The sequence below is a fragment of the Micromonospora trifolii genome (assembly GCF_050516465.1).
GTDB classification, from domain to species: domain Bacteria; phylum Actinomycetota; class Actinomycetes; order Mycobacteriales; family Micromonosporaceae; genus Micromonospora; species Micromonospora trifolii.
In genome coordinates, this window is sequence record NZ_CP191526.1 from 249,384 (window position 1) to 273,859 (window position 24,476).

Sequence of the window (24,476 nt, forward strand, 5' to 3'; positions counted from 1 at the left end):
ACCGGTCGCTGCGAGTACTTACCTGAGCGCACTCTCCCTCACCGAGAGTGCGCTGGCCCCGTGCATCTGCACGAGGGCCGTTTTTATTGCCATCGGAACCTGGCGAAGCGGGCCGCGCCCGCGTCGCATCGCTTGACTAGCCACCAGCCACTCCAGCCGAAGGCCAGAACCGCCATGACGAGACCCACGCCCGAGACCCTCGCCCACACCGCCCGCCGGGCCCGCGCGGCCGCCGACCCGACCCTCGACGTCGACCAGGCCGCCACGCGCACGGCCACCCCGGCCGTCCCGGCGGTACGGCCCGCCGCCGCGACCCCGATCTCCGGGGCCGGCTCGCTCGTGCGGTCCCTTGAGGCGCTCGAGGTCGACGTCGTCTTCGGCATTCCGGGCGGCGCGATCCTGCCGGCGTACGACCCGCTCTACGACTCGACGGTCCGGCACATCCTGGTGCGACACGAGCAGGGCGCGGGGCACGCGGCGACCGGCTACGCGCAGGCCACCGGCAAGGTCGGCGTCTGCATCGCCACCTCCGGCCCGGGCGCGACGAACCTGGTCACCCCGATCGCGGACGCGTACATGGACTCGGTGGCGATGGTGGCGATCACCGGGCAGGTGGCCAGCCCGTTGATCGGCACCGACGGCTTCCAGGAAGCCGACATCCAGGGCATCACCCTGCCGATCACCAAGCACAACTTCCTCGTGCAGAACGCCGAGGAGATCCCCCGGGTGCTGGCCGAGGCGTTCCACCTGGCCAGCAGCGGGCGACCCGGCCCGGTGCTGGTCGACATCCCCAAGGACGTGCTCCAGGCCCCGACCACCTTCTCCTGGCCGCCCACCCTGGACCTGCCCGGCTACCGGCCCACCCTGCACCCACACGGCAAGCAGATCCGGGAGGCGGCGCGGCTGATGGCCGCAGCCCGACGGCCGGTGCTCTACGTGGGCGGCGGGGTGCTCAAGGCCGGTGCCACCGACGGGCTGCGCCGGCTGGCCGAGCTGACCGGCATCCCGGTCGTCACCACGCTGATGGCGCTCGGCGCGTTCCCCGACTCGCACCAGCAGCACCTCGGGATGCCCGGCATGCACGGCACGGTCGCTGCGGTCTACGGCCTGCAGAAGGCGGATCTGATCGTCGCGTTGGGCGCGCGCTTCGACGATCGGGTCACCGGCAAACTGGACTCGTTCGCCCCGGACGCGGCAGTGGTGCACGCGGACATCGACCCCGCCGAGATCGGCAAGAACCGGCACGTGGACGTGCCGATCGTCGGCGACGCCAAGCACGTCATCGACGAGCTGATCGCCGCGGTCACCGCCGAGCGGTCGGCGGGACGCACCGCCGACCTCGGTGACTGGTGGACGCAGCTGGACGATCTGCGCAACCGTTACCCGCTGGGCTACGACGAGCCGGTCGACGGGACCCTGTCCCCGCAGTACGTCATCAAGCGGCTGGGCGAGATCGTCGGCCCGGACGCCATCTTCGTGGCCGGGGTGGGCCAGCACCAGATGTGGGCGTCGCAGTTCATCTCCTACGAGAAGCCGTACACCTGGTTGAATTCCGGCGGCCTCGGCACGATGGGCTACGCGGTGCCGGCGGCGATGGGCGCCAAGGTCGGCAAGCCGGACACGGTGGTCTGGGCGGTGGACGGGGACGGCTGCTTCCAGATGACCAACCAGGAGTTGGCCACCTGCGCGCTGGAGGGCATCCCGGTCAAGATCGCCGTCATCAACAACGGCAATCTCGGCATGGTCCGGCAGTGGCAGACGCTCTTCTACAACGAGCGCTACTCCAACACCGAGCTGGGCACCCACAAGCACCGCATCCCCGATTTCGTCAAGCTCGCCGAGGCCCTGGGCTGCGTCGGGCTGCGGTGCGAGAGCGCGGATGACGTGGACAAGACCATCGCCGCCGCCATGGAGATCAACGACGCGCCCGTGGTGATCGACTTCGTGGTCGGCAAGGACGCGATGGTGTGGCCGATGGTCGCGGCCGGCACCAGCAACGACGAGATCATGTTCGCCCGCGGCGTCCGCCCGGCCTTCGACGAGGATGACATTTAATGACGATGCACACTTTGTCCGTGCTGGTGGAGAACAAGCCGGGCGTGCTCGCCCGGGTCTCCGGCCTGTTCTCCCGGCGCGGGTTCAACATCGACAGCCTCGCGGTCGGCGAGACCGAGAACCCGGACGTCTCGCGGATCACCATCGTGGTCAACGCGGAGTCGTCCCCGCTGGAGCAGGTCACCAAGCAGCTGAACAAGCTGGTCAACGTGCTCAAGATCGTTGAGCTGGATCCGCAGGTCTCGGTTGCCCGGGAGTTGCTGCTGGTGAAGGTTCGCGCCGACCGGTCCGCGCGGTCGCAGGTGCTGGAGACCGTCAACCTGTTCCGCGCCCGGGTGGTCGACGTCGCACCGGACACGCTGACCATCGAGGCCACCGGCACCCCGGACAAGCTCGACGCGCTGCTGCGCGACCTCGAGGCCTTCGGCATCAAGGAAATGGTCCAGTCCGGGCTGGTGGCCATCGGGCGCGGCTCGCGTTCGATCACCGCCGGTCCCGCGCTGCGGGCCGCCTGACCCGCCGCCGGCCGGCCCCGGCCGGCCGTCCGGCGAATTCATCCGCACAGACCACGACGGGCCGCCCCGGCCGTCGTACGAAAGGGAAGTTCTCATGAGCGTTGAGGTGTACTACGACGACGATGCCGACCTCGGCCTGATCCAGGCCAAGAAGGTCGCGGTGATCGGTTACGGCAGCCAGGGCCACGCCCACGCGCTGTCGCTGCGTGACTCCGGCGTCGACGTGGTGATCGGTCTGCCGGAGGGCTCGAAGAGCCGTCCCAAGGCTGAGGAGCAGGGCCTGCGGGTGGTCACGCCCGCGCAGGCCGCCGCCGAGGCCGACGTGATCATGGTGCTCGCACCGGACACCGCCCAGCGCGGGATCTACGCGGAGTCGATCGCCCCGCACCTCGCCCCGGGCAAGGCGATCTTCTTCGGCCACGGCTTCAACATCCGGTACGGCCTGATCAAGCCGCCGGCCGAGGTGGACGTGGCGATGGTCGCGCCCAAGGGCCCCGGCCACCTGGTCCGCCGCCAGTACAGCGACGGCAAGGGCGTGCCCTGTCTCGTCGCCGTCGAGCAGGACGCCAGCGGCAACGCGCTCGCGCTCGCCCTCGCGTACGCCAAGGGGATCGGCGGCACCCGGGCCGGCGCGATCAAGACCACCTTCACCGAGGAGACCGAGACCGACCTCTTCGGCGAGCAGGCGGTGCTCTGCGGCGGTGCCTCGGCGCTGGTGCAGACCGGTTTCGAGGTGCTCACCGAGGCGGGCTACGCCCCGGAGGTCGCCTACTTCGAGTGCCTGCACGAGCTGAAGCTGATCGTCGACCTCATGTACGAGGGCGGCATCGCGAAGATGCGCTACAGCATCTCCGACACCGCCGAGTACGGTGACCTCTCCCGCGGCTCGCGCATCATCGACTCCCGGGTCAAGGACGAGATGCGCAAGATTTTGGGTGAGATCCAGTCCGGCGAGTTCGCCCGCGAGTGGGTCGCCGAGGACGAGGCCGGCCGGCCCAACTTCACCAAGTGGCAGGCCGAGGGTGCGGCGCACCCGATCGAGGAGACCGGCAAGAAGCTGCGCGGCATGATGAGCTGGGTCGACCGCCCGATCACCGAGACCGCCTGACCCGTTCGACACAGAACGGTCCTCCAACGGCCGGCGATCCAGCGCTCTCCCCAGCGCGGGTCGCCGGCCGTTGGCCGCAGCCCCTGCGTCAGCGGCTTTCGATCGACTCGGCCTCAGCGGCTGCCCAGGCGGCCTTCTCGTACCGGCCGAGGGCCTTGAGAGTGCCGGCGAGCGTGCGCAGCGCGACGACCAACCGGTGGTGGTACCGAACGGGGTCGTGCTCGGCCAGCCAGCGGTAGTGCCCGACGGCCTCCTCGGCCGCCGCCAGGGCCGCCTCCGGTTCGCCGAGCCCCACGTGGCACCTGGCGACCACGAACAACAGGTTGCCGAGCGCCGGCCGGAACCGCAGGGGCTCCCAACGACTCATGAAGGTCAGGTCCTCACGGGCGCCCGTGGTCAGCGTCAGCGCTTCGGCCCACCGACGATGGGTGGCGAGGGAGTCCGCCAGCCCGGTCACCGCTTCGAGTCGGGCGGGCAGGTACTTCAGCCGTGTCCGGCCGGGAAGCCGCCGAAACAACTCGACCGCCTCCTCCCGGGCGGCGAGCGCCTCGGCCGGCTCACCCAGCACCGCCCGGCAGTAGCCGAGCACGGTGAGGGACCGGGCCAACGCCGTCCGCTCACGGGCGCCGAGCGGCGCGCACCGTAGCCAGGTCTCCCGGGCCTGTTCGACGAGCGGCAGCGCGTCGCGGGGTGCGTCGGAGCGGAGTTGCATGGCCACCATCAGCTGCGCTGCGGCCAGGACGGCGAGGCCGTCCCGGTCGGTCGCGTTCTCGACGTACCCGATCGCCTCCCGGCCCTGCGCGAGCGCGGATTCGACGGTGCGGTCGTCGGGGACCGAACCCTGCGCGACGAGCGCCCGCGCGAGCCCCACCTCGTGCCGGCCCGGCCGATCCTGGACCAGCCGCCGGTAGAGCGCGACCGCCTCGTCCGCGGCGGCGGTGCGCCGGGACACGAAGGTGCGTCGGCTTTTCACCTGGTGGGACCGGGTGACCAACGCCTCGGCCAGCATCGGACCGAACCGCGGGAAATCGATGCGGCTCAGCTGTCGGAGCAGCGTGACGCGTACGGCGAGCGACAAGGGCGGATCCTCCCGCAGGGGTGTGCCTCCGGTTGTAGTGGGCGCGAGCAACCGTGTCGGTCCGGTGAACGGCCGATGTCCGTCGCCCGACCGGGCGTGTGAGGGCACTCACCCTGAAGACCGGAACACGCCGACCAGCGGGGCCCCTACGATCGCCTGTAGGTGCAGCAGCCGGCACCTGACGGCCACGGCACGGATCAGCGCAGGGCGCAGTGCGGCGCCCCGCCGCCCGGGCCGATCGCAAACACGACCTCTACGAGGACCGATGAATCCTGTCGTACTGATCGCCGAAGAACTCGCCCCCGCCGCCATTGAGGTGCTCGCCCACGACTTCGACGTCCGTCACGTCGACGGCACCGACCGTCCGGCCCTGCTCTCGGCGCTCTCCGAGGCCGACGCCGTCATCGTGCGCAGCGCGACCCAGATCGACGCCGAGGCCGTCGCCGCCGCGCCGCGACTCAAGGTGGTTGCCCGGGCGGGCGTCGGGCTGGACAACGTCGAGGTGCCGGCCGCCACCGCGCGGGGCGTCATGGTCGTCAACGCGCCCACCTCCAACATCGTCTCCGCCGCCGAGCAGGCCGTCGCGCTGCTGCTCGCCGTCGCCCGTAACACCGCGAGCGCCAGTTCCGCGCTCAAGGCGGGGGAGTGGAAGCGGTCGAAGTACACCGGCGTCGAGGTGCAGGGCAAGACGGTAGGCGTGGTCGGTCTCGGTCGTATCGGGGTGCTCTTCGCCTCTCGCATCGCCGCGTTCGGCACCCGGCTGATCGCGTACGACCCGTACATCCAGCCGGCCCGTGCGGCGCAGCTCGGCGTCCGCCTGGTCGGCCTGGAGGAGCTGCTGCGGGAGAGCGACTTCATCTCCATCCACCTGCCGAAGACGCCGGAGACGGTGGGCCTGATCGGTGAGAAGGAGCTGGCGCTCGTCAAGCCCACCGTTCGCATCGTCAACGCCGCCCGTGGTGGGCTGGTCGACGAGCAGGCGCTCGCGGACGCGATCGCCGAGGGCCGGGTCGCCGGCGCCGGTGTCGACGTGTACAGCAAGGAGCCGTGCACCTCGTCGCCGCTGTTCGCCTTCGACAACGTGGTGGCCACCCCGCACCTGGGCGCCTCCACCCACGAGGCGCAGGACAAGGCCGGTCTCGCCGTGGCCAAGAGCGTCAAGCTGGCGTTGCAGGGCGAGTTCGTCCCGGACGCGGTGAACGTGCAGGCCGGCGGTGTGGTCGCCGAGGACGTTCGGCCGCTGCTGCCGCTGGCCGAGAAGCTCGGCCGGGCGTTCACCGCGGTCGCCGGTGGGGTCGCCGCCAGCGTCACTGTCGAGGTCCGCGGTGAGATCGTCAGCCACGACGTGTCGGTGCTCAAGCTCGCCGCCACCAAGGGCCTGTTCAGCTCCGTGGTCGAGGAGCAGGTCACCTACGTCAACGCCCCGCACCTGGCCGCCGAGCGAGGCGTCGAGGTCACCCTGGCCACCCTGGCCGAGACGGCCGAGCAGCCGACCCTGGTCACCGTGCGCGGCGCGCTGCCGGACGGCCGGACGGTCAGTGTCTCCGGCACGGTCACCCACTCCGGCGCTCGCGACGTGCTGAAGCTGACCGAGGTGGACGGCTTCGACGTGGAGATCGGCGCGGAGGGCATCCTGCTCTTCCTGCGCTACGCCGACCGGCCCGGTGTGGTCGGCACGGTCGGTACCCTGCTCGGCGAGTCGGGCATCAACATCGCCGCCATGCAGGTGGCTCGTCGGGAGGCGGGCGGTGAGACGCTGATGACGCTCACCGTCGACCAGGCGCTCGGCGCCGACCTGCTCACCTCGGCCGCCGAGTCGATCGGCGCCACGTCGGCCAGCGCCGCCGACCTGCGCGACGAGTAGTAGACGACAGACACCGTGGGGGCCTGGCGATTCGCCGGGCCCCTCGTCATTTCCCGTCCGTGCCGCCGGTCAGGTCAGCCGGGCAGCCGTGCCGGCGGCGGGTAGACCGATCCGTCCTGCGGGTCGAAGAGCATCAGCCCGTGCTCGCCGGCCAGCCGCTCGATGTCCAGTAGAACCTGGTCCGCGCAGGTCGGGTGCAGGTTCAGCTCGACGTGGTCATGGGCTGCGTGCAGCGGCGCCACCGCCCACGGGCTGTTCGGGCCGGGGTGACGGTCCGGATAGGAGGCGGTGATCGCCCGGTAGAAGCTGACCACCCGCGGATCGGGGTAGCGGTCCACGTGCCGCCCCTGCCGGCAACCGTTGACCGCTGTCCGCACGTCCTCGGGCGTCGCCCCGTCCTCCAGGGCCCACACGCTCAGATCGAAACTCACGGCGGATAGCGTGCCATCCGCCGTTCACCATGTCGAAACTGCCTCGCCGCCGGTCAACCACCGATTACCGCAGTCTCCGGTCGCGACGGTCCGGTGTGGAGACTCTTGCGTCGAGTTGCGTCGATTCGCTAGCGTACGCACTGCGGTCACTGGCCGAGTTCGAGGCGCCGGCCCGTCTTCGGGTGGCGCGGTCGACGTCCGGCCCGACCGGTCCGCACCCCTCGGTTGTGCGAGCCACGCGCACTCGTCGCTGACCGGCCCCCACGGTCGTTGCCGAGACCGTGGGGGCCGATCGCGGGCCCGACCGGCCGACAGGTCACCGGGAACGGCTTGGTTCGCCGGTAGGCGGCCGAGGTGCGAATCGGGCTCCCAGGGAACGCGCCGGAGCACCGCGGGGAGACGGGCTCGGTGCGGCGACGTTCCGCTCAGCGACGGTGCGCGAAGAGCGCGCGATAGTCGGAGTTGCCCCGGAACCACGCCAGGCCGGTGGGGCCGGCGGCGTAGAGCGCGGTGGCGTAGGCGTCGGCGATCGCCAGGTCGGGGCCCACCACGGTGGCCGCGACGAGGTGATCGGCGGGCTCGCCGGTGTGCGGGTCCACCACGTGCCCCTGCCGCCCGGTCACCCCGGAGGTGCCCACCGCGCCGGCGGTCATCTCCAGCACCAGCGGCGCGCGCTCGGGTGCGGTTGGGTGGTGCACCGCCACCCGCCAGGGTCCGCCGTGCGGCGCGCGACCCCGGACGACGAGGTCGGCGCCGGCGAGTACGGCGTAGTCGTGGATGCCGGCAGCTCGCAGCCGCTCTGCGGCGCGTTCCACCGCCCAACCGCCGAGCAGGCCGCCCGGGTCGAAGCCGCCGGGCACCGCCCAGGCGTCGAACCACCCGTCGGTGGCCGCGCGCATCGCGGTGCAGCGGTCCACCAGGTCGGCGAGCGGCGGGTACGACTCCGGGCTGATCTCGCCCCGACGCAGCCGGGAGACCAGGCTCTCCGGTCGGTTGGGGCCGTAGGTGAGGTCGATGGCGCGCAGCTCGGCGACGCTGTCCCGCAGCGCCTCACCCACGCCCCGGCGGCCGAGCCACTCGGGGGCGTTGAGCAGCAGGGTGTACTCGGCGGTCGCGGTGCGTACGGTGTGCTGCACCGCGATCCGGCCGTCGGTGGCGGCGGCCGGGTCGATCCGGTGCCGGCGGCTGCCGAGTCGAAGGTCCGGCCGGCGGTTGCGGAACGCGGACGGGTCCGGCCAGCGGGTCCGTGGCTGCTCGTCGATGCGCATCGCATCTGCCCCCTCGCACGTGGCGCCGCGTCATCGCGACCCCGTTGGTCAGCGGGCCCCCGCGACCCACTGAGCACTACGGTACGCAGCGGAGATGACCGCCTCATGAGTCCCAGCTGAGAGGGTGCTGTGCATTCCTGCATCCCAGATCGTGGACGCGGCGTACCGGGAGGCGGGACGGCGACGTACCGTTGCCCGAACGGAACCGTTGAGCAGAGGAGTGCGGTCGTGGCGCGGATCGCGGTGGTGGCCGGAGACGGCATCGGGCCCGAGGTGGTCGCGCAGGCCCGCAAGGTCCTCGACGCGGTGCTGCCCGACGTGCAGGCCACCGAGTACGACCTCGGTGCCGCCCGCTGGCACCGTACCGGAGAGGTGCTGCCCGACTCGGTGCTGACCGAGCTGGCCGGGCACGACGCGATCCTGCTCGGCGCGGTCGGTGACCCGACGGTCCCGCCGGGTGTGCTGGAGCGGGGGCTGCTGCTCAAGCTCCGTTTCGCCTTCGACCAGTACGTCAACCTGCGCCCGTCGCGGCTCTGGCCCGGGGTCGCCGGCCCGCTGGGCAACGTGAAGCCGGGCGAGGTCGACCTCGTGGTGGTGCGCGAGGGCACCGAGGGGCTCTACGCCGGTGCCGGTGGCTCCCTGCACCGGGACACCCCGGCCGAGGTCGCCACCGAGGAGAGCCTGAACACCCGACACGGCGTGGAGCGGGTGATCCGCGACGCGTTCGCCCGCGCCGGCCGCCGGGAGCGGCGCAAGGTCACCCTCGTGCACAAGACCAACGTGCTCACCCACGCCGGGTCGCTCTGGGCGCGTACGTTCGACGCGGTCGCCGCCGAGCACCCGGACGTGGCCACCGAGTACCAGCACGTCGACGCGGCGGCCATGTTCCTGGTCACCCAGCCGCAGCGCTACGACGTGGTGGTCACCGACAACCTCTTCGGCGACATCCTCACCGACATCGCCGCGGCCGTCACCGGCGGCATCGGGCTGGCCGCCAGCGGCTGCATCAACCCCGAGGGGGCGTACCCCTCGATGTTCGAGCCGGTGCACGGCTCGGCGCCGGACATCGCCGGTCAGGGCATCGCCGACCCGGTCGCCGCGGTGCTCTCCGCCGCGTTGCTGCTGGAGCAGCTCGGGCACAGCGAGTCTGCCGCCCGGGTCAACGCGGCGGTCGCCGCCGAGCTGGCCAGCCGGGTGCCGGGCGTAACGCTGCGTACCGAAGAGGTCGGCGACCGGCTCGCCGCCCACGCCGTAGCCTGATCACCCTGCCCCGAGCGCAGACCGGCCCCGGGGCCGGTCTGCCACGGGCAGCCCGACGGCGCTACCCGCTTAACGACCGTTCGGGGTAAGTTTCTGGCACAGCCACGTCGGTGTGCGGTCCCGCATGCCGTTGTCCCGCAGGGAGGTCAGCGCGATGAGCGGTGGTGACAAGCTCGACTTCGAGATCCGTCCGAATCTCGCGCCGGTATCCGCCGCCGATCGGGCCGCACTGCTGACCAACCCCGGGTTCGGCCGGGTCTTCACCGACCACATGGTCACCGTCCGCTACGCCGACGGCAAGGGCTGGTACGACGCCCGGGTGGAGGCGCGTGCCCCGATCCCGATGGACCCGGCCAGTGCGGTGCTGCACTACGCGCAGGAGATCTTCGAGGGGCTCAAGGCGTACCGCACGGCCGACGGTGGCGTGACGATGTTCCGGCCGGACGCCAACGCGGCCCGCTTCGCCACCTCCGCGCAGCGGATGGCGATGCCGGTGCTGCCGCCCGAGGTGTTCGTCGACTCGCTGCACAAGCTCATCGAGATCGACCGGGAGTGGATCCCCACCGACGAGGACGGCAGCCTCTACCTGCGGCCGTTCATGTTCGCCAGCGAGGTCTTCCTCGGCGTCCGCCCGGCCAACGAGTACCTCTACATGGTGATCGCCTCACCGGCAGGGTCGTACTTCAGCGGTGGCGTCAAGCCGGTCACCGTCTGGGTCTCTCCGGACTACACCCGGGCCGCGCCCGGTGGCACCGGCGCGGCCAAGTGCGGCGGCAACTACGCCGCGTCGCTGGCGGCCCAGGCGGAGGCCATCGAGGCCGGCTGTGACCAGGTCGTCTTCCTGGACGCTGTGGAGCGCCGGTTCGTCGACGAACTGGGCGGCATGAACGTCTTCTTCGTCTACGACGACGGCACGGTGGTCACCCCACCGTTGACCGGCACGATCCTGCCGGGCATCACCCGCGACGCCGTCCTCGCGCTGGCCGGCGCGGCCGGGCACCAGGTCGAGGAGCGGCCGGTCAGCTTCGCCGACTGGCAGGCCGACGCCGCCAGCGGACGCCTGAAGGAGGTGTTCGCCTGCGGCACCGCCGCGGTGGTCACCCCGATCGGTGGGGTCCGCTTCCCGGACGGGGAGTTCCTGATCGGTGGTGGCGAGCCCGGTCGGGTCACCATGGCCCTTCGTCAGCAGCTGGTCGACATCCAGCGGGGCAAGGTGGCCGACCCGCACGGCTGGGTGCAGCGGGTCTTCTGATCTCCGTCGCTGCGCCGGCCCGTCCACCCGGACGGGCCGGCGCAGTCGGCCCTACGCGTCGGTGGGCTGCGCCTTGGTGGGCTCGTCGAGCAGGTGGTCGCGGAGCGCGGCGAGCTGCTCGTCGGTCACCCCGGCGTGGCGCAGGTACGCCTCGACCGAGCCGTGCCCCGCACGCAGCTCGTCCAGGAAGATCTGCATCGCCTCGGCTGGTGAGCTCAGGAACGGCGCCGGCACGTCCACGCCGCCCGGGGTGACGGAGGCCAGCCAGGCGCTGTACCGGGCCGACGCCACACTGCTCAACGCGTAGTCCGCGGTGATGTCCGCGTCGTCGACGCCGAGCACGGCGAGGGTCAGCGCGCAGACGATGCCGGTGCGGTCCTTGCCGGCGACGCAGTGCACCACCACCGGGGTGTTGGCGGAGTCGGCGATCAGGCCGACCGCCTCGGCCAACCCGGCCGTGCCGGTCTGGGCCAGGTCGGCGTACCGGTCCGCGAGGTACCGGGCCAGGCTGGCGCCCTCCTCGTGCGGCGTACCCGCCCAGTCGGCGTGCTCCGGGTGGATGTGCCGGTAGGTCAGCCCCTGGTACGCCGGCACCCGGCCGTCGCGTTCCACCTCGGTGGGGCGGCGCAGGTCGATGACGGTGCGGATCCCGATCGCGGCGAACGCGTCCCGGTCCTGCTCGGTGAGGCGGTGCAGCGAGTCGGAGCGGTAGAGCCGGCCTCGGCGTACGGACCGGTCGTCGTGGCCGAGGTAGCCACCGACGTCACGGAAGTTGAAGGTGGCGGGGAGCGAGAGCTGGGGGTTGTTCCCGGTGGCGTCCACGCTCACACGGTAACGGCCGGTGGGACAGCGCCCCACCGGCCGTCGGGTCGAACAGTCACCGTGCGGTGCCGGGCGGGAGCGCGCCGTACGTCTCGTCGTAGTAGCCACCCAGCTGATCCCGGTAGCTCGGGTCGCTGTGGCTGGCCTCGTCGTACTCCGGAGCGGCCTTGATCTGGTCCCGGGTCCGGTCGACGGAGACGGTGCGCTGGTCGTGGTCGACCTGGTTGACGGTGCCGGCCGGCAACATCACCTTCTTGCCGAAGATCCAGGGCCCGGTGTCCACGACCAGGTAGCTGCCGCCCACCTCGTGGCTGGCGCTGTCAATCTTGCCGATTCCACCGTCGGTGGCCTCGACCTTGTAGCCGACCAGGTCGGCATCGGCCACGCCGGCCTGGTCCCGGTAGCGCCAGGGGTCGAACGTGCCGGCCGGCGCGCCGCCGGGCACCGTGCCCTGGTCGCCGCCGCGCAGCGGGTCCGGCCCGGCGTGGGTGGCGTGCGGATCGATCCTGTCCATGCCGTTCACTCCTGACTGTCGCCGATCGTCTCGGCGTAGGTGGGTGCGTCCCCGCAGGAGCTACCCGGCCGTCGGGGGCCGGAAACGGCGACAGGCCGCGGTACGGCGACGGGCCGCAGCGCGTACGGCGACGGGTCGGGCCGCGAGGTGCGGCATCGGCCCGTCGGGGCGTACGTGTTCAGGCCAGTGCGGCCTCGGCGTCCAGGGTGACCGCAGCGGCGTGCACCACTGCGGAGATCCGCAGGGCCTCGTGCAGCTGCTCCCGGGTGAAGCCGCTGGCGCGCAGCTTCTTCTCGTGCAACTCCAGGCACACCCCGCAGCCGGCGATGGCCGACACGGCGAGGCACCAGAGCTCGAAGTCGCCCTTGTCCACCCCCGGCCTCGCGATGATCTGCATCCGCAGTCGGGCCGGCATCGAGGCGTACTGCTCGTCGCCGATCAGGTGTTTGGCCCGGTAGTAGATGTTGTTCATCGCCATGATCGCCGCAGCGCCCTTGGCCGCCTCGACACCCTCCGGCCCGAGGTGCCCGAGCGCCTCGGCCGCGATCTCCCGCAGCACCACCGGGTTACGGGCGGTCACCGCGCAGGCCAGCGCGGTGCCCCAGGTCTGCACGGGGGTCAACGCCGAGGAACCGACGGTGGAGCCCAGGTTGAGCTTGATGTCCTTGGCGTACTCCGGCAGAGCTGCCCTGATCGCGTCCAGGCCCATGGTCAGACCCCGGCGACGGAGAGGGCCTCGTCGGCGATCTCCGTCGGGCTGATGGAGGTGAAGTCCATCGGCCCGACGAAGACCACACACCACGTGCCCTCGTGGGACGTGTGGTTGATCGTCCTGGACGCGTTGTTGGCGCCCAGCGATACGCAGGCGGCGAGTCCGTGCTCAGGTAAGCGGTCACTGACGGTGAGCACAGGTCCTCCTTGCAGACGGCGCGGTGGCCATCATCGGATCCGTTCCAGATGCTTCCGCATGGCTGTTTCCGCCGATGAGTGGCCTGGTGGCTTGTGAAGCCGATCACGAGCGGCGGTTCGGTGCGAACGAACCCCCCGTCACCATCCCGCTATCTGGATTGTTCCTCCCAAAAACAGGAGAGGGGTGGCAGAGTGGCCATCGTGACCAGCACCGCCCTGATTATTGCGACCTAGCGCGCCGGCTCTCCCCTCTGCCGAGCGCGCAGACCTCCCGCATCCGCGGGAGGTCTTTTTGTTGCTCCGAGAAAGGATCCTGATGACGTTCCAGGTCTTCGACACCACGTTGCGCGACGGCGCCCAGCGCGAGGGGCTCACCTACTCGGTGGTCGACAAGCTCGCCGTGGCCCGGCTGCTCGACGAGTTCGGCGTCGGCTTCATCGAGGGCGGATGGCCGGGCGCGGTACCCAAGGACACCGAGTTCTTCCGACGCGCCCGCACCGAGCTGGACCTACGGCACGCCGTACTCGTCGCGTTCGGCGCCACCCGCAAGGCCGGTGTTCCGGTCGCGGACGACCCTCAGGTGCGCGCCCTGCTGGACGCGCAGACCCCGGCCGTGGCCCTGGTCGCCAAGGCCGACACCCGGCACGTCGAGCGCGCGCTGCGCACCACCGGCGCGGAGAACCTCGCGATGATCCACGACACCGTCAACCACCTCGTCCGCGAGGGTCGACGGGTCTTCGTCGACGGCGAACACTTCTTCGACGGCTACCGGCACGACCCCGCGTACGGCGCGGCAGTGGTGCAGACCGCGCTCGCCGCCGGCGCCGAGCGGATGGTGCTCTGCGACACCAACGGCGGCATGCTGCCGTCCCAGGTGACCGCAGTGATCCGTGACCTGACCGACCGGCTGGGGATCGACGCCGGGCTGCTCGGTATGCACGCCCAGAACGACACCGCCTGCGCGGTCGCCAACACGATCGCCGCCGTGGAGGCGGGCGTCCGCCACGTGCAGGGCACCGCCAACGGGTACGGCGAACGCCCAGGCAACGCCGACATCTTCGCGGTCGTCGCCAACCTCCAACTCAAGCTCGGCATACCCGTCCTGCCGGAGGGCTGCCTGGCGCAGATGGTGCGGGTCTCGCACGCCATCGCCGAGATCGCCAACATCGCCCCCGACACCCACCAGGCGTACGCCGGGGCCGCTGCCTTCGCCCACAAGGCGGGGTTGCACGCGAGCGCGATCAAGGTCGACCCGTTGCTCTACAACCACGTGGACCCGTCGGTGGTGGGCAACGACATGCGGATCCTGATCACCGAGATGGCCGGTCGGGCCAGCGTCGAGCTCAAGAGTCGTGAGCTCGGCCTGGACCTGGCCGACAGCCCGGACGCCCTGAACCGGGTCACCAAGCGGGTCAAGGAGTTGGAGGCGGGTGGCTGGTCCTTCGAGGCGGCCGATGCCTCCTTCGAGTTGCTGGTCCGCTCCGAGCTGCCGGAGGGCAGCCCGGCCCGGCCGTTCACCCTGGAGTCGTACCGGGTGTTGGTCGAGCACCGCGAGGACGGCGCGGTGGTCTCCGAGGCGACCGTCAAGATCCGGGTTCGCGGCGAGCGGGTGATCGCCACCGCCGAGGGCAACGGCCCGGTCAACGCCCTCGACGAGGCGTTGCGGGTGGGGCTGGCGCGGCACTATCCGCAGTTGCGCGACTTCGAGTTGGCCGACTACAAGGTGCGCATCCTGGAGGGCAGCCACGGCACCGGCGCGGTGACCCGGGTCCTGCTGGAAACCTCCGACGGCGGCGGCCGGGACTGGACCACGGTCGGCGTCCACCCCAACGTGGTCGAAGCCAGCTGGCACGCCCTGGTAGACGCCCTAACCTACGGCCTAGCCCCCACCACCGTCTGACTCGCCGCCCCACCCCACCCCCATTCCCCACCCCGCCCCCCGCCCCCGCCGGCGTCGATCATGGAGTTGTGGTGGCGCACCTAAGGGGCTTCGGTGCCCAAAACGCCCACCACAAGTCCATGATCGACCGGGGCGGGGCGGGGCGGGGCGGGGCGGGGTGGGGTGGGGGTGGGTTAGGGGGTGGGTTGGGGGGTGGGGAGGGTGAGGGTGGCTTGAACGGGGCGGTGGTCGCTGCCGGGCAGGTCGAGCACTCTCACCGAGCGGACCGCTATCCGGTGGTCGACCAGGACGTGATCGATGGTGACGGGTGGGATGAGGTCGCCGTCGTACGGACCCCAGGTGCCGGTCAGGCCCTCTCCGGTGGCGTCGGCGGCGTCGACGTAACCGCTGCGCAGCAGGGCCCGCAGTGGACTGTGGTCGAGGGTCGCGTTGAAGTCTCCGGCGAGGATCCGCAGGCCACCGTCCGGGGTGGCCGGTGGTTGGGCGGTCAGGTCGGCACGCCAGGCGCCCACCTGGTCCAGCGCGTACGGCGCCGAGGGGTGGGCCGACTCGACGCGGACCGGGGGCCCGCCGGGAACGGACACCGTCGCGTACGCCTGGCTGAAGCCCCAACCTTCGAGGTTGCGCCGGATGCCGCCGTCGGTGATCGGCCACCGCGAGTAGAGCCCGGAGCCGGCGGTGCCCACCTCCGGGTTGAGCTGCCGGTGCGGCAGCAGCGTGTCGAGGCCGAGCTGGTCCAGGGCGCCCTCCGCGTCCGGCGTGAACTCCTGCACGGCGAGCACGTCCACCCGGTGTCGCCGGACCAGCTCCACAAGCGTCCGCGCGTCGCCGGCACCGGCGAGCAGATTGGCGGTGAGTAGCCGCACGGTCGGCCCGGCCGCCGCCGGCTGCGGGTTGGCCAGCGCCCGAGGTGCGACGGTGCCGAGCAACGCCACCGCCGCCAGGGCCGCGAGCGCCGCCGGCCACCAGCGCCGCAGGGCGAGCGCGAGGGCCAGGACCAGCACGCTGACGCCCGCGACGTACGGCGTGAAGGCGAGCGCCTGCACCAGCGGCCCCCGGTCCAGGCCGAGCAGTCGGGCGGCCGCCCAGAGGGCGACGGGTACGACGGCAAGCCAGCAGAGCACCGTGCCGAGCCGAGCGTTTCGGTGCGCGGGCGGAGCGTCAACGTTCACGACGGTGATCCTAGGCGGACCCCGCGAAGCCATTTCATGAATGGTGGTGCGCTCACATTTCACAATTATCTGACGGCTGGTTTACAACCTGGAAAAGCGAGATCAACTATTGACTGGCGGCTTTTTTCGGTGCTACGTTCCATCTGGTTTAAACGACGAAACTCTGAGTAGTAACCGCAGCTCAGGTGGGATGCAGATTGCTAGGAAATCAATCTCGTCGGGTGAGAGCGAGGCAGCTTTCCCCGCCCAACTGTCGTCGTACGCCTATTTATGGGCAGTCATCCGTCCCGCCCCGCGGGTCGGCCGAATTCGCACGGTCACACAAGGGGGACCTGTCATGAGCACATCCTTCCGACGTAAGGTGGCGGCGGTCACGTTCGCTGTCCTGGGGCTCAGTCTCGCCGGTGGGGGCATCGCTATCGCCCAGCCGTCGGCGAAGGCGCCGCAGGAAACGGTCCAGCCGGCGGCACGCGGCACGAATTCCCAGCCGCCGGTCAGCGCCGAGTCGGCGCGCATCGCGAAAGCCGCGCTGAAGGCGGGTGCGGCCACCCCACTGGTGGCCACCAACGTCTTCACCGTCGTCAACTCCAACGGCACCAAGGCACGCGGCGGCGGCACAGTGGTCAAGTACGGCGTCGGGGAGTACGAGGTGATCTTCGGTCACACCGTCTCGGCCGGTGCCTTCCTGGCCACACTCTCCCTGGCCGGCTCCTGCTGCATCCCGCCCGGTGGCGAGGTCTCGGTCGCCCCGCGGCTGCTGACACCCAATGCGGTCTTCGTGCAGACCCGCAACTCGGCCGGAACGCCGGCCAACCTGGGCTTCACCCTGCTCACCCACACACCCTGACCGAACCGACACCCGGCCCCCGTCGCCTCCGGCGCGGGGGCCGGACTCTGTCTGCCCGGCGCGCACCGCCCGCCCGGATCGGCGGCCCAGGGAGCGTCGGCCCTCCACGACCGGTTCGTGCCGGCGGGCGCACGGTGGCCGGTCCCTCGCTGGTTGTCCCCACCTCGGCAAGCTCGCGACGGTCGTCACCCTTCCGCGCGGCTCCTCCCCATTCCGGCCACTCCGGGCCGGTCCGGGCCGCACAATCCGACGTTTGCCGGGCGTGTGCCCGGGAAGCAAGCACCGTGACGGACATCTCGGACACCCTGGCCAGCATGCCCAGCCCGGTCGATCCGGAGCCGACCGGCATCGAGCTGGAACAGACCCTCTTCGAGGTCAAACGCGTGATCGTCGGGCAGGATCGCCTCGTCGAACGCCTGCTCACCGCCCTGGTCGCCAACGGACACTGCCTCCTGGAGGGGGTACCCGGCGTGGCCAAGACACTGGCCGCGCAGACCCTCGCGACAGTGGTCGGCGGCACCTTCTCCCGGATCCAGTTCACCCCGGACCTGGTGCCCTCCGACATCGTCGGCACCCGGATCTACCGGGCGTCCAAGGAGACCTTCGACATCGAACTGGGCCCGATCATGGCCAACCTGGTGCTGGCCGACGAGATCAACCGGGCCCCGGCAAAGGTCCAGTCGGCACTGTTGGAGGCGATGGCCGAACGGCAGGTCTCGATCGGCGGGCGCAGCTGGCCGGTCCCGGAGCCGTTCCTGGTGCTGGCCACCCAGAACCCGATCGAGTCCGAGGGGGTCTACCAGCTCCCGGAGGCGCAGCGTGACCGGTTCCTGATGAAGGTGGTGGTCGACTACCCCAGCGACGCCGACGAGCTGGCCATCCTCTACCGGATGAGCACCGACCGGCCGACCCCGCGCCAGGTGCTCGACGCGCAACGGCTGCGGGACCTCCAGATCCACGCCGAGCGGATCTTCGTCCACCACGCGTTGGCCGAGTACGTGGTGCGGCTGATCCTCGCCACCCGCGACCCGGGCCGGTTCGGGCTGCCCGAGATCGCCCCGCTGTTGGCGTACGGGGCCAGCCCCAGGGCCACCCTGGGCCTGGTCGCGGCCGCCCGGGCACAGGCCCTGCTGCGAGGGCGGGAGTACGTCCTGCCCGAGGACATCCGTGAGCTGGCCGTCGACGTCCTCGCCCACCGGCTGGTGCTCTCCTTCGACGCGGTGGCCGACGGGGTGTCGGCCGAGAGCGTGGTGCGACGGCTCGTCGAGGCGGTGCCGCCGCCCCGGCTGGCCACCGGACACCCGCAGCAGACACCGGATCTGGCGGCGGCATGAAACGCGCCGCCGTCGCGCCCGCCGACCCCGGCCTGGCCGAGCTGGCCCCGGACCAGCGCCTGCGCCGCCTGGAGCTGACCGTCACCCGCCGACTGAACGGCCTGCTGCACGGCCAGTACCGTGGTCTGCTGCCCGGTCTCGGCAGTGAACCCTCCGGCAGCCGCGAGTACCGGCCGGGTGAGGACGAGGTCCGCCGGATGGACTGGGCGGTGACGGCCCGGACCGCCGTGCCGCACGTCCGGCAGGTCGACGCCGACCGGGAACTGACCACCTGGCTGCTCGTCGACGGCAGCGCCAGCATGGAGTTCGGCACCGCCGAGCTGGACAAACGGGAACTGGCGGTGGCCGCCGTCGCGGCGGTCGGTTTCCTGACCGCGGGCGTCGGCAACCGCCTCGGCGCCCAGGTGCTGCGCGCCGACGGGGTACGCCGCTTTCCGGCCCGCAGCGGGCGTACCCATCTGCTTGCTCTGCTCCGCGCGCTGCTCGCCGCCCCCCGGGCCACCGCGCCCACCGACCGGCCGGGGCGCGGGCCGACGGCCCTACCGCCCGATCTGGCGGACGGGCTCGACGCGCTGCACCGGATCGCCAACCGGCGTGGGCTGGTCGTGGTGGTCTCCGACTTCCTCGACGGCCTGCCCGACGATCCCGGCCAGGCAGCGCCCTGGGAGCGGACCATGCGCCGGCTGGCCGTCCGGCACCAGGTGCTGGCGATCGAGGTGACCGACCCGCGTGAGCTGGAACTACCGGACGTCGGCCTGATCACGCTCGTCGACCCGGAGACCGGTCGGCACCGCGAGGTGTGCACATCGGACCGTGGGCTGCGCGAGCGGTACGCCGAGGCCGCCACCGCCCAGCGCGAACAGGTCCACCAGGCGCTGCGCCGCAGCGGGGCCACCCACCTGCCGCTGCGCACCGACGGGGACTGGAGCGCGGACATCGTCCGGCACGTGCACGCCCAGCGTCGGCTGGCCGCCGCGCCGGTCGGCAGGCCCCGGGGAGGTGCCGCGTGATCTGGCAGTCGCCGCTGCGACTCTGGCTGCTGCTCGGCGTGCTCGCCCTGGTCGTCGCCTACCTGGTGATGCAGCGGCGACGCAGCCGGTACGCGGTCCGCTTCACGAACCTGCGGCTGCTGGACCGGGTGGCGCCGGAGCGGCCCGCCTGGCGTCGGCACGTACCGGCCGGGCTCTTCCTGGCCATGCTGGCGCTGCTCGTGGTCGGCTTCGCCCGCCCGAGCGCCGAGGTCCGGGTGCCCCGGGAACGGGCCACGGTGATGGTGGCGGTGGACGTCTCCACGTCGATGCTCGCCACCGATGTCGAACCGGACCGGTTGGCCGCGGCGAAGGAGGCCGCCCGGCGCTTCGTCGAGGGCCTGCCCGACGAGTTCAACGTGGGTCTCGTCGCGTTCGCCGGCAGCGCGGCCGTGCTGGTGCCCCCGGGCACCGACCGAGACGCCCTCGACGAGGGGATCGACCGGCTCGCCGAGGGCATCACCGGTGTCCAGGGCACCGCGATCGGCGAGGCCATCAACACCTCGCTCGGCGCGGTCAAGAGCCTGGACAGCGAAGCCGCCAAGGAGACCCCACCCGCCCGGGTCATCCTGCTCTCCGACGGCGCCAACACCTCCGGGATGGACCCGATGGAGGCGGCCGCGGAAGCGGTGAAGGCGGAGGTGCCGGTGCACTCGATCTCGTTCGGCACCCCGTCCGGGTTCGTCGACCGAGGCGGACGGCCCATCCAGGTGCCGGTGGACGGCCAGACCCTCAAGGCGGTCGCCGAGGAGACCGGCGGCATGTTCCACGAGGCCAGCACCACCGACGAGCTACGCGCCGTCTACGACGACATCGGCAGCTCGGTGGGCTACCGCACCGAGCGGCAGGACGTCTCGGCCCGGTTCATCGGCCTCGGACTGGTGTTCGCGATGGGTGCCGCCGCCGGCTCGATGCGCTGGTTCTCCCGGCTGCCCTGACCGCCGCGCACAACCGACGTCGACCGTGAGGAGTACGCATGGCAGTACAGACCGGACTGGGCGAACCGCGCGGTCCCTGGTTCATCTCGCCGGAACTCGACCCGGACGGGCGCGGGTGGTGGGACGCGCCCCAACGCGACCCGGGCGGGCGACGGCCTGGGCGGCTGCTCGCCGTGCTGGCCGTGGTGGCGGTCTCGGCCGTCTCCGGTGCTCTCGCCGGTGGTGTGGTGGCCAGCCGGGACGGTGCCGGGGGCCCGGCTGCGGCGTCCGCCGCCCCGGTGCCGGCCGAGCTGGTCACCGCGGCCGAGCGGACCGTACCCGGGGTGGTGTCGGTGCTGGCCGGCGGCACGACCGGCGGGTCCGCGACCGGCTCCGGCTTCGCCGTGGACGACCAGCAGCACCTGATCACCAACGACCACATCCTGGCCAAGGGGGGTGGCGGGCCGGTGACGGTGGAGCTGCCCGACGGCCGCCGGTTCGCCGCCGAGGTCGTCGGACGGGAGCCGCGCAGCGACCTGGCGGTGCTGAAGGTGCCGGCATCGGCCGGTCTCACCCCGCTGCCCCTGGCCAAGCCGGGCGCGACCCGGGTCGGTGAGCCGGTGCTCGCGGTGGGCTCCCCGCTCGGTCTGGCCGGCACGGTCACCGCGGGCATCGTCAGCGCGCTCGACCGGGAGGTACGGCTCGGCAACAACCGGCACAGCGCGGTGCAGACCGACGCGTCCATCAACCCCGGCAACTCCGGTGGGCCACTGGTCAACGCGCGCGGGGAGGTGGTCGGGGTGAACACCGCCATCGCCACCATCGACGGCAACGGCTCGATCGGCATCGGGTTCGCGATCCCGATCGACCAGGTGCAGCAGACCGCCGACACGATCATCGGCAAGGGTGGCTGAGCTGCTCGAACGCCCTGACGGGGGCCACCACTGTCAGATATCCGGCGGGACGGCATCGGACCATGGAAATATTACGCTCGGTATGGATACTGGCGGAGGTGGAGCGTCCTCTTCTCACGGTCCTCCTGCTGGTGGGCCTGGTCATCGGATGTGCAGTGGGGTCGGCGTACGCCCGGGCACGACGCGGGTGGAACGATTACCAGACCGTCAAGAAATCGGTGCCAGGCGCCCGCCGGGGCGCCTGGTCGCTGATCCGCGGTGTCGCCGTGAAGGCCGCGGTCATCGGGGTACTGCTCTTCGGCGCGGTGGCGTACGCGGCCGTCGGCTCCGACGAGGAGACCGCCGGGCCGGCGCCCAGCCAGTCCCCGACGCAGAGTGAGCCTCCGCACCGATGACCCTCGGAGGGCCGTCGCGGGTTAGCCTCGGGGCGTGGACGACGGACTGCGGGTGACCGACCGGTGGGTCGTCCCCGCCGGGGAGCTACGGGAGCGCTTCTCCCGCTCGTCGGGGCCGGGCGGGCAGGGTGTGAACACCGCGGACTCCCGGGTCGAGCTGAGCTACGACCTGGCCAACTCGCCGGCCGTGCCCGAGTGGCTGCGGTCGCGGGCGCTGGCCCGGCTGGCCAACCGCCTCATCGACGGGGTGCTGACGATCGCCGCGAGCGAGCACCGGGCCCAGCTGGCCAACCGGGAGGCGGCCCGGGCCCGGATGACCGCACTGCTGCGGGAGGCCGCCGCGCCCCCACCGCCGACCCGCCGAGCGACCCGCCCGTCCCGTGGGGCCAAGGAACGCCGGCTGGCCGAGAAGAAACGCCAGTCCCTGCGCAAGCGGGACCGCCGCGCCGACGACGACTAGGCCCCACGCCGTTCAGCCAGCGCGATCAGCCTGGCGGTTCTACCTCAGGCCGGGACGGCGGCGAGCAACCGATCGCGTAGCACGGCGGCCCGCTCGGCGAACCCGCGCTGCGCCGCCGCGTACTCCGCCCGGCCGTCCGGAGTCTCCACCCGCACCGGCGGGTAGCCGAGTGCCGCCAGGTCGTACGGGCTGGCCCGCATGTCCAGCGTGCGGATGTCCCGGGCCAGGTCGAACGCGTCGGCCACCAACTCCGAGGCGACCAACGGCGACAACTTGTACGCCCACTTGTACAGATCCATGTTGGCGTGCAGGCAGCCCGGCTGCTCGTGCGCGTGCTGCGTCTCCCGGGTCGGGGTGAGCAGGTTCAGCGGGCGGGCCGGCGGCGTGAAAAACCGGAACGCGTCGAAGTGGCTGCACCGCACGCCCCGCTCCTCGACGACCTCGGCGGTGCGCTCCGCGCTGAGCCGCAGCGGCCAGGCGTTGTGCCGCAGCTCCTCCCGGGTCTGCCGGTAGACCATCGCCCACTCGTGCATCCCGAAGCAGCCGAAGTGCGGTGCCCGTCCCCGCGTCGCCTCCAGCAGGGAGCGGATCCAGGCGATCGACTCGCTGCGCCGCGCGCGTACCCCCTCGGTGTCGAGGGTGACCCCGGCGGTGCTGGCGCGGTAGTCGCGGCCGAACTCGGCCGGATCGGCGTCGCGCAGCTCGACCCCGGGCCCCGGATGCCAGCGACGCAGCTGGGCCGGGCGGTGCGAGTAGTAGGTGAACAGGAAGTCGGCAACCGGATGCCGCTCACCGCGTCGTCGCCGGGCCAGGTGCGGGGTCAGCCAGACGTCCACCCGCTCCTCGTGGGCCCGCCGGCGGGCCTGCCACTGCGCCACGTCGAGCACGGCGGGGGCGAGGGCGGCGGTCACGCATCCAGGGTACGACCGCCGCCCGCACGCCGGTCAGGGCATCTGCACCCGGACCCCGGCGGAGAACACCCCGCTGCGCAGCTCCAGCTGCTGGGGCGGGTCCCGCCCGTCGACGGTGAAGACCAGCGGGAGCACCATCCGGGTGCCCGCCGCCATCGGGTCGGCGAAGACGTCCCGACCCAGGTTCGCCGTCCGGGTGGCCGACTCGTCGGTGCTCACGAAGCGCCCACCGGGCAGGTACGCCCGTTGCAGTTCGCTGTGCCACGGCTGGTGGTCGCCGGTGATGTTGCGCACACCCACGGTTGCCTCGCAGCGTCGCCCGTTGGCCGGTGCGGCACCGCCGCCGTCGGGCTTCCCGGCGGTGCCGGGCGCGCCGCAGGTCATCCGGTAGACGGTGAACTCGAACGCCGACTCACGCAGCGGCACGCCCAGCGACCCGTTGACCCCGGTGCCCACCCACGCGCCGCTGGTGGGCTGCTTCTGCGTGTCGATCGCCGCTACCTGCCGGGTCGCCGTCCAACCCGCGGTGCCGACCACGACGGCCAGCACCACGACGGCGGCGCCCACCAACATCCAGACCGGCGGGGTACGCCGCCGCCGCACCGGACTCGGGGCCGCCGGGCGGGGGTAGACCGTCCCGCGGCCCCCCTCGGCGCCGCCGCCGGTGGAGAGCGCGGCAGCCGTCACCCGACGCCCGCGCCGACGTCGCCACACCCACAACAGGGCGGCGCTGATCAGCAGCAGGACCGCCAGTCCGGCGAGCAGCGCCGGGTAGCGGCGCCACGGCGGTGCCTCGGTCACCTCGGCCGCCGGTGCCGCTGCCGCCTGCCAGGTGGCCGTGGCGCAGTCGTACGGCCGGCTGCCGTCACTGGTGAACGCGCAGGTCGGCGCGGTCAGCGGCCGGCCCGGCGCGGTCGCGGCGAGCGCGGTGCCCAGGGTGGTGGTGCTGTGCGCGGGCAGCCGCAACCGCCAGGTCACCTCGGTGGCCGATCCGCCGGCCGGGGTGGATTGGCCACCACCGCTGATCGCGGTCGTCGACGAGCCGGGCGGCAGTTCCTGACGCACGGTGGTCACCAGCGGCGAGTTGCTCACGTTGCGCACCTGGATCCGGTACCTCGGTGCCGGGCTGCTCTCCGTGGCGACCGCCACCGTGACCTGTTGCGGGGGCGCCGACGCCGGTGCCCGGGTCGGCGGTGCCATCGCCGGTGGCGCCGAGGGCGGGGTGGGCTCGGTCACGCGCGCGACCATCGCCACCGGTGGCCGGGTTCCCGCTGGTGCTGGTGTGGCGGCCGGTGCTGGTGGCGCGGCCGCCGTTGGTTGTGGCATCGCGGCCGGCGGTCGTGGCGCGGCAGCCGTTGGTTGTGGCGTCGCGGCCGGTGGTCGTGGCGCGGCCGCCGCCTCCGGAGCCGCCGTCGGCAGGGCCGGCACGGCGGCGAGGATGCCGAGGCAGTGCACGAACACTGCGAGGGCTCTGTGGTGTCGTGTCGATGCAGGCATACGAACGAACCTCCGGAGCCGACGC

Annotated in this window: 24 protein-coding genes; 14 read left to right on the forward strand and 10 right to left on the reverse strand. The window is 72.1% G+C overall.

Annotated elements, in window-relative coordinates; all coding sequences use genetic code 11:
• Nucleotides 1-174 precede the first annotated feature (174 nt).
• From ACQRWP_RS01155 to ilvC, 3 genes are all read left to right on the forward strand, one after another.
• Nucleotides 175-2,055, forward strand: coding sequence for an acetolactate synthase large subunit (locus tag ACQRWP_RS01155; RefSeq protein ID WP_430500426.1), 1,881 nt, complete (start codon nucleotides 175-177; stop codon nucleotides 2,053-2,055).
• Nucleotides 2,055-2,570: an acetolactate synthase small subunit gene (gene ilvN, locus ACQRWP_RS01160; RefSeq protein ID WP_088946549.1), complete on the forward strand. Its 516-nt coding sequence runs from the start codon at nucleotides 2,055-2,057 to the stop codon at nucleotides 2,568-2,570. The genes ACQRWP_RS01155 and ilvN overlap by 1 nt, the downstream gene beginning before the upstream one ends.
• Nucleotides 2,571-2,664: 94 nt before the next feature.
• Entirely contained in the window at nucleotides 2,665-3,678 is a 1,014-nt protein-coding gene (ilvC, locus tag ACQRWP_RS01165; RefSeq protein ID WP_112625850.1) for a ketol-acid reductoisomerase, read from the forward strand.
• A gap of 88 nt (nucleotides 3,679-3,766) precedes the next feature.
• On the opposite strand, the gene ACQRWP_RS01170 is transcribed toward ilvC, so the two are convergent.
• Nucleotides 3,767-4,756: a hypothetical protein gene (locus ACQRWP_RS01170; RefSeq protein ID WP_430500427.1), complete on the reverse strand. Its 990-nt coding sequence runs from the start codon at nucleotides 4,754-4,756 to the stop codon at nucleotides 3,767-3,769.
• A gap of 265 nt (nucleotides 4,757-5,021) precedes the next feature.
• On the opposite strand from ACQRWP_RS01170, the gene serA reads away from it, so the two are divergent.
• Nucleotides 5,022-6,620 carry a phosphoglycerate dehydrogenase gene (gene serA / locus ACQRWP_RS01175; RefSeq protein WP_430500428.1) on the forward strand — a complete coding sequence of 533 codons (1,599 nt, stop codon included), beginning with the start codon at nucleotides 5,022-5,024 and terminating at the stop codon, nucleotides 6,618-6,620.
• A gap of 74 nt (nucleotides 6,621-6,694) precedes the next feature.
• Here the strand turns inward: serA and ACQRWP_RS01180 are convergent, their stop codons facing one another.
• Nucleotides 6,695-7,051, reverse strand: coding sequence for a hypothetical protein (locus ACQRWP_RS01180; RefSeq protein ID WP_091393184.1), 357 nt, complete (start codon nucleotides 7,049-7,051; stop codon nucleotides 6,695-6,697).
• Nucleotides 7,052-7,476: 425 nt separating this feature from the next.
• Complete coding sequence (locus ACQRWP_RS01185) at nucleotides 7,477-8,319, reverse strand: FAD:protein FMN transferase (RefSeq protein WP_430500429.1); 843 nt, start codon at nucleotides 8,317-8,319, stop codon at nucleotides 7,477-7,479.
• Between the two features lie 228 nt (nucleotides 8,320-8,547).
• On the opposite strand from ACQRWP_RS01185, the gene ACQRWP_RS01190 reads away from it, so the two are divergent.
• Together ACQRWP_RS01190 and ACQRWP_RS01195 are read left to right on the forward strand one after the other, a co-directional pair.
• Nucleotides 8,548-9,579, forward strand: coding sequence for a 3-isopropylmalate dehydrogenase (locus tag ACQRWP_RS01190; protein ID WP_430500430.1), 1,032 nt, complete (start codon nucleotides 8,548-8,550; stop codon nucleotides 9,577-9,579).
• A 154-nt stretch (nucleotides 9,580-9,733) separates the two neighbouring features.
• Complete coding sequence (locus ACQRWP_RS01195) at nucleotides 9,734-10,831, forward strand: branched-chain amino acid aminotransferase (RefSeq protein ID WP_430500431.1); 1,098 nt, start codon at nucleotides 9,734-9,736, stop codon at nucleotides 10,829-10,831.
• Nucleotides 10,832-10,882: 51 nt separating this feature from the next.
• On the opposite strand, the gene ACQRWP_RS01200 is transcribed toward ACQRWP_RS01195, so the two are convergent.
• The 4 genes from ACQRWP_RS01200 to ACQRWP_RS01215 all read right to left on the reverse strand — a co-directional run bounded on the left by ACQRWP_RS01200 (nucleotide 10,883) and on the right by ACQRWP_RS01215 (nucleotide 13,076).
• Entirely contained in the window at nucleotides 10,883-11,689 is an 807-nt protein-coding gene (locus ACQRWP_RS01200) for a tyrosine-protein phosphatase (RefSeq protein WP_430500432.1), read from the reverse strand.
• 19 nt (nucleotides 11,690-11,708) lie between these two features.
• On the reverse strand, nucleotides 11,709-12,167 hold the full coding sequence (locus ACQRWP_RS01205) for a PRC-barrel domain containing protein (protein WP_430500433.1): 459 nt from the start codon (nucleotides 12,165-12,167) through the stop codon (nucleotides 11,709-11,711).
• A 178-nt stretch (nucleotides 12,168-12,345) separates the two neighbouring features.
• Nucleotides 12,346-12,876, reverse strand: coding sequence for a carboxymuconolactone decarboxylase family protein (locus ACQRWP_RS01210; RefSeq protein ID WP_430500434.1), 531 nt, complete (start codon nucleotides 12,874-12,876; stop codon nucleotides 12,346-12,348).
• A 2-nt stretch (nucleotides 12,877-12,878) separates the two neighbouring features.
• Entirely contained in the window at nucleotides 12,879-13,076 is a 198-nt protein-coding gene (locus ACQRWP_RS01215) for a hypothetical protein (RefSeq protein ID WP_430500435.1), read from the reverse strand.
• Between the two features lie 316 nt (nucleotides 13,077-13,392).
• Here ACQRWP_RS01215 and cimA point away from each other — a divergent pair, with 316 nt between their 5' ends.
• Nucleotides 13,393-14,976 (forward strand): citramalate synthase, encoded by a 1,584-nt coding sequence (gene cimA / locus ACQRWP_RS01220; protein ID WP_430500436.1) that lies wholly within the window; start codon nucleotides 13,393-13,395, stop codon nucleotides 14,974-14,976.
• Nucleotides 14,977-15,149: 173 nt separating this feature from the next.
• Here the strand turns inward: cimA and ACQRWP_RS01225 are convergent, their stop codons facing one another.
• A complete protein-coding gene (locus ACQRWP_RS01225) occupies nucleotides 15,150-16,181 on the reverse strand; it encodes an endonuclease/exonuclease/phosphatase family protein (protein WP_430500437.1) in 1,032 nt (343 codons plus the stop codon).
• Nucleotides 16,182-16,485: 304 nt separating this feature from the next.
• On the opposite strand from ACQRWP_RS01225, the gene ACQRWP_RS01230 reads away from it, so the two are divergent.
• From ACQRWP_RS01230 to arfB, 7 genes are all read left to right on the forward strand, one after another.
• Nucleotides 16,486-16,995, forward strand: a complete 510-nt coding sequence (locus tag ACQRWP_RS01230; RefSeq protein WP_430500438.1) for a hypothetical protein — start codon at nucleotides 16,486-16,488, stop codon at nucleotides 16,993-16,995.
• 284 nt (nucleotides 16,996-17,279) lie between these two features.
• Nucleotides 17,280-18,329, forward strand: coding sequence for an AAA family ATPase (locus ACQRWP_RS01235; protein WP_430500439.1), 1,050 nt, complete (start codon nucleotides 17,280-17,282; stop codon nucleotides 18,327-18,329).
• Nucleotides 18,326-19,339, forward strand: a complete 1,014-nt coding sequence (locus ACQRWP_RS01240) for a DUF58 domain-containing protein (RefSeq protein ID WP_430500440.1) — start codon at nucleotides 18,326-18,328, stop codon at nucleotides 19,337-19,339. Before ACQRWP_RS01235 ends, ACQRWP_RS01240 begins: the two co-directional genes overlap by 4 nt.
• Complete coding sequence (locus tag ACQRWP_RS01245) at nucleotides 19,336-20,295, forward strand: VWA domain-containing protein (protein ID WP_430500441.1); 960 nt, start codon at nucleotides 19,336-19,338, stop codon at nucleotides 20,293-20,295. Before ACQRWP_RS01240 ends, ACQRWP_RS01245 begins: the two co-directional genes overlap by 4 nt.
• A 38-nt stretch (nucleotides 20,296-20,333) precedes the next feature.
• Nucleotides 20,334-21,188, forward strand: coding sequence for a S1C family serine protease (locus tag ACQRWP_RS01250; protein ID WP_430500442.1), 855 nt, complete (start codon nucleotides 20,334-20,336; stop codon nucleotides 21,186-21,188).
• Nucleotides 21,189-21,286: 98 nt separating this feature from the next.
• Nucleotides 21,287-21,583 (forward strand): hypothetical protein, encoded by a 297-nt coding sequence (locus ACQRWP_RS01255; RefSeq protein ID WP_238659950.1) that lies wholly within the window; start codon nucleotides 21,287-21,289, stop codon nucleotides 21,581-21,583.
• A gap of 34 nt (nucleotides 21,584-21,617) precedes the next feature.
• Entirely contained in the window at nucleotides 21,618-22,043 is a 426-nt protein-coding gene (gene arfB, locus ACQRWP_RS01260; RefSeq protein ID WP_430500443.1) for an alternative ribosome rescue aminoacyl-tRNA hydrolase ArfB, read from the forward strand.
• A gap of 44 nt (nucleotides 22,044-22,087) precedes the next feature.
• Here the strand turns inward: arfB and ACQRWP_RS01265 are convergent, their stop codons facing one another.
• A complete protein-coding gene (locus ACQRWP_RS01265; RefSeq protein WP_430500444.1) occupies nucleotides 22,088-22,954 on the reverse strand; it encodes a 3-methyladenine DNA glycosylase in 867 nt (288 codons plus the stop codon).
• A 33-nt stretch (nucleotides 22,955-22,987) separates the two neighbouring features.
• A complete protein-coding gene (locus ACQRWP_RS01270; RefSeq protein WP_430500445.1) occupies nucleotides 22,988-24,451 on the reverse strand; it encodes a hypothetical protein in 1,464 nt (487 codons plus the stop codon).
• Between the last annotated feature and the right edge of the window lie 25 nt (nucleotides 24,452-24,476).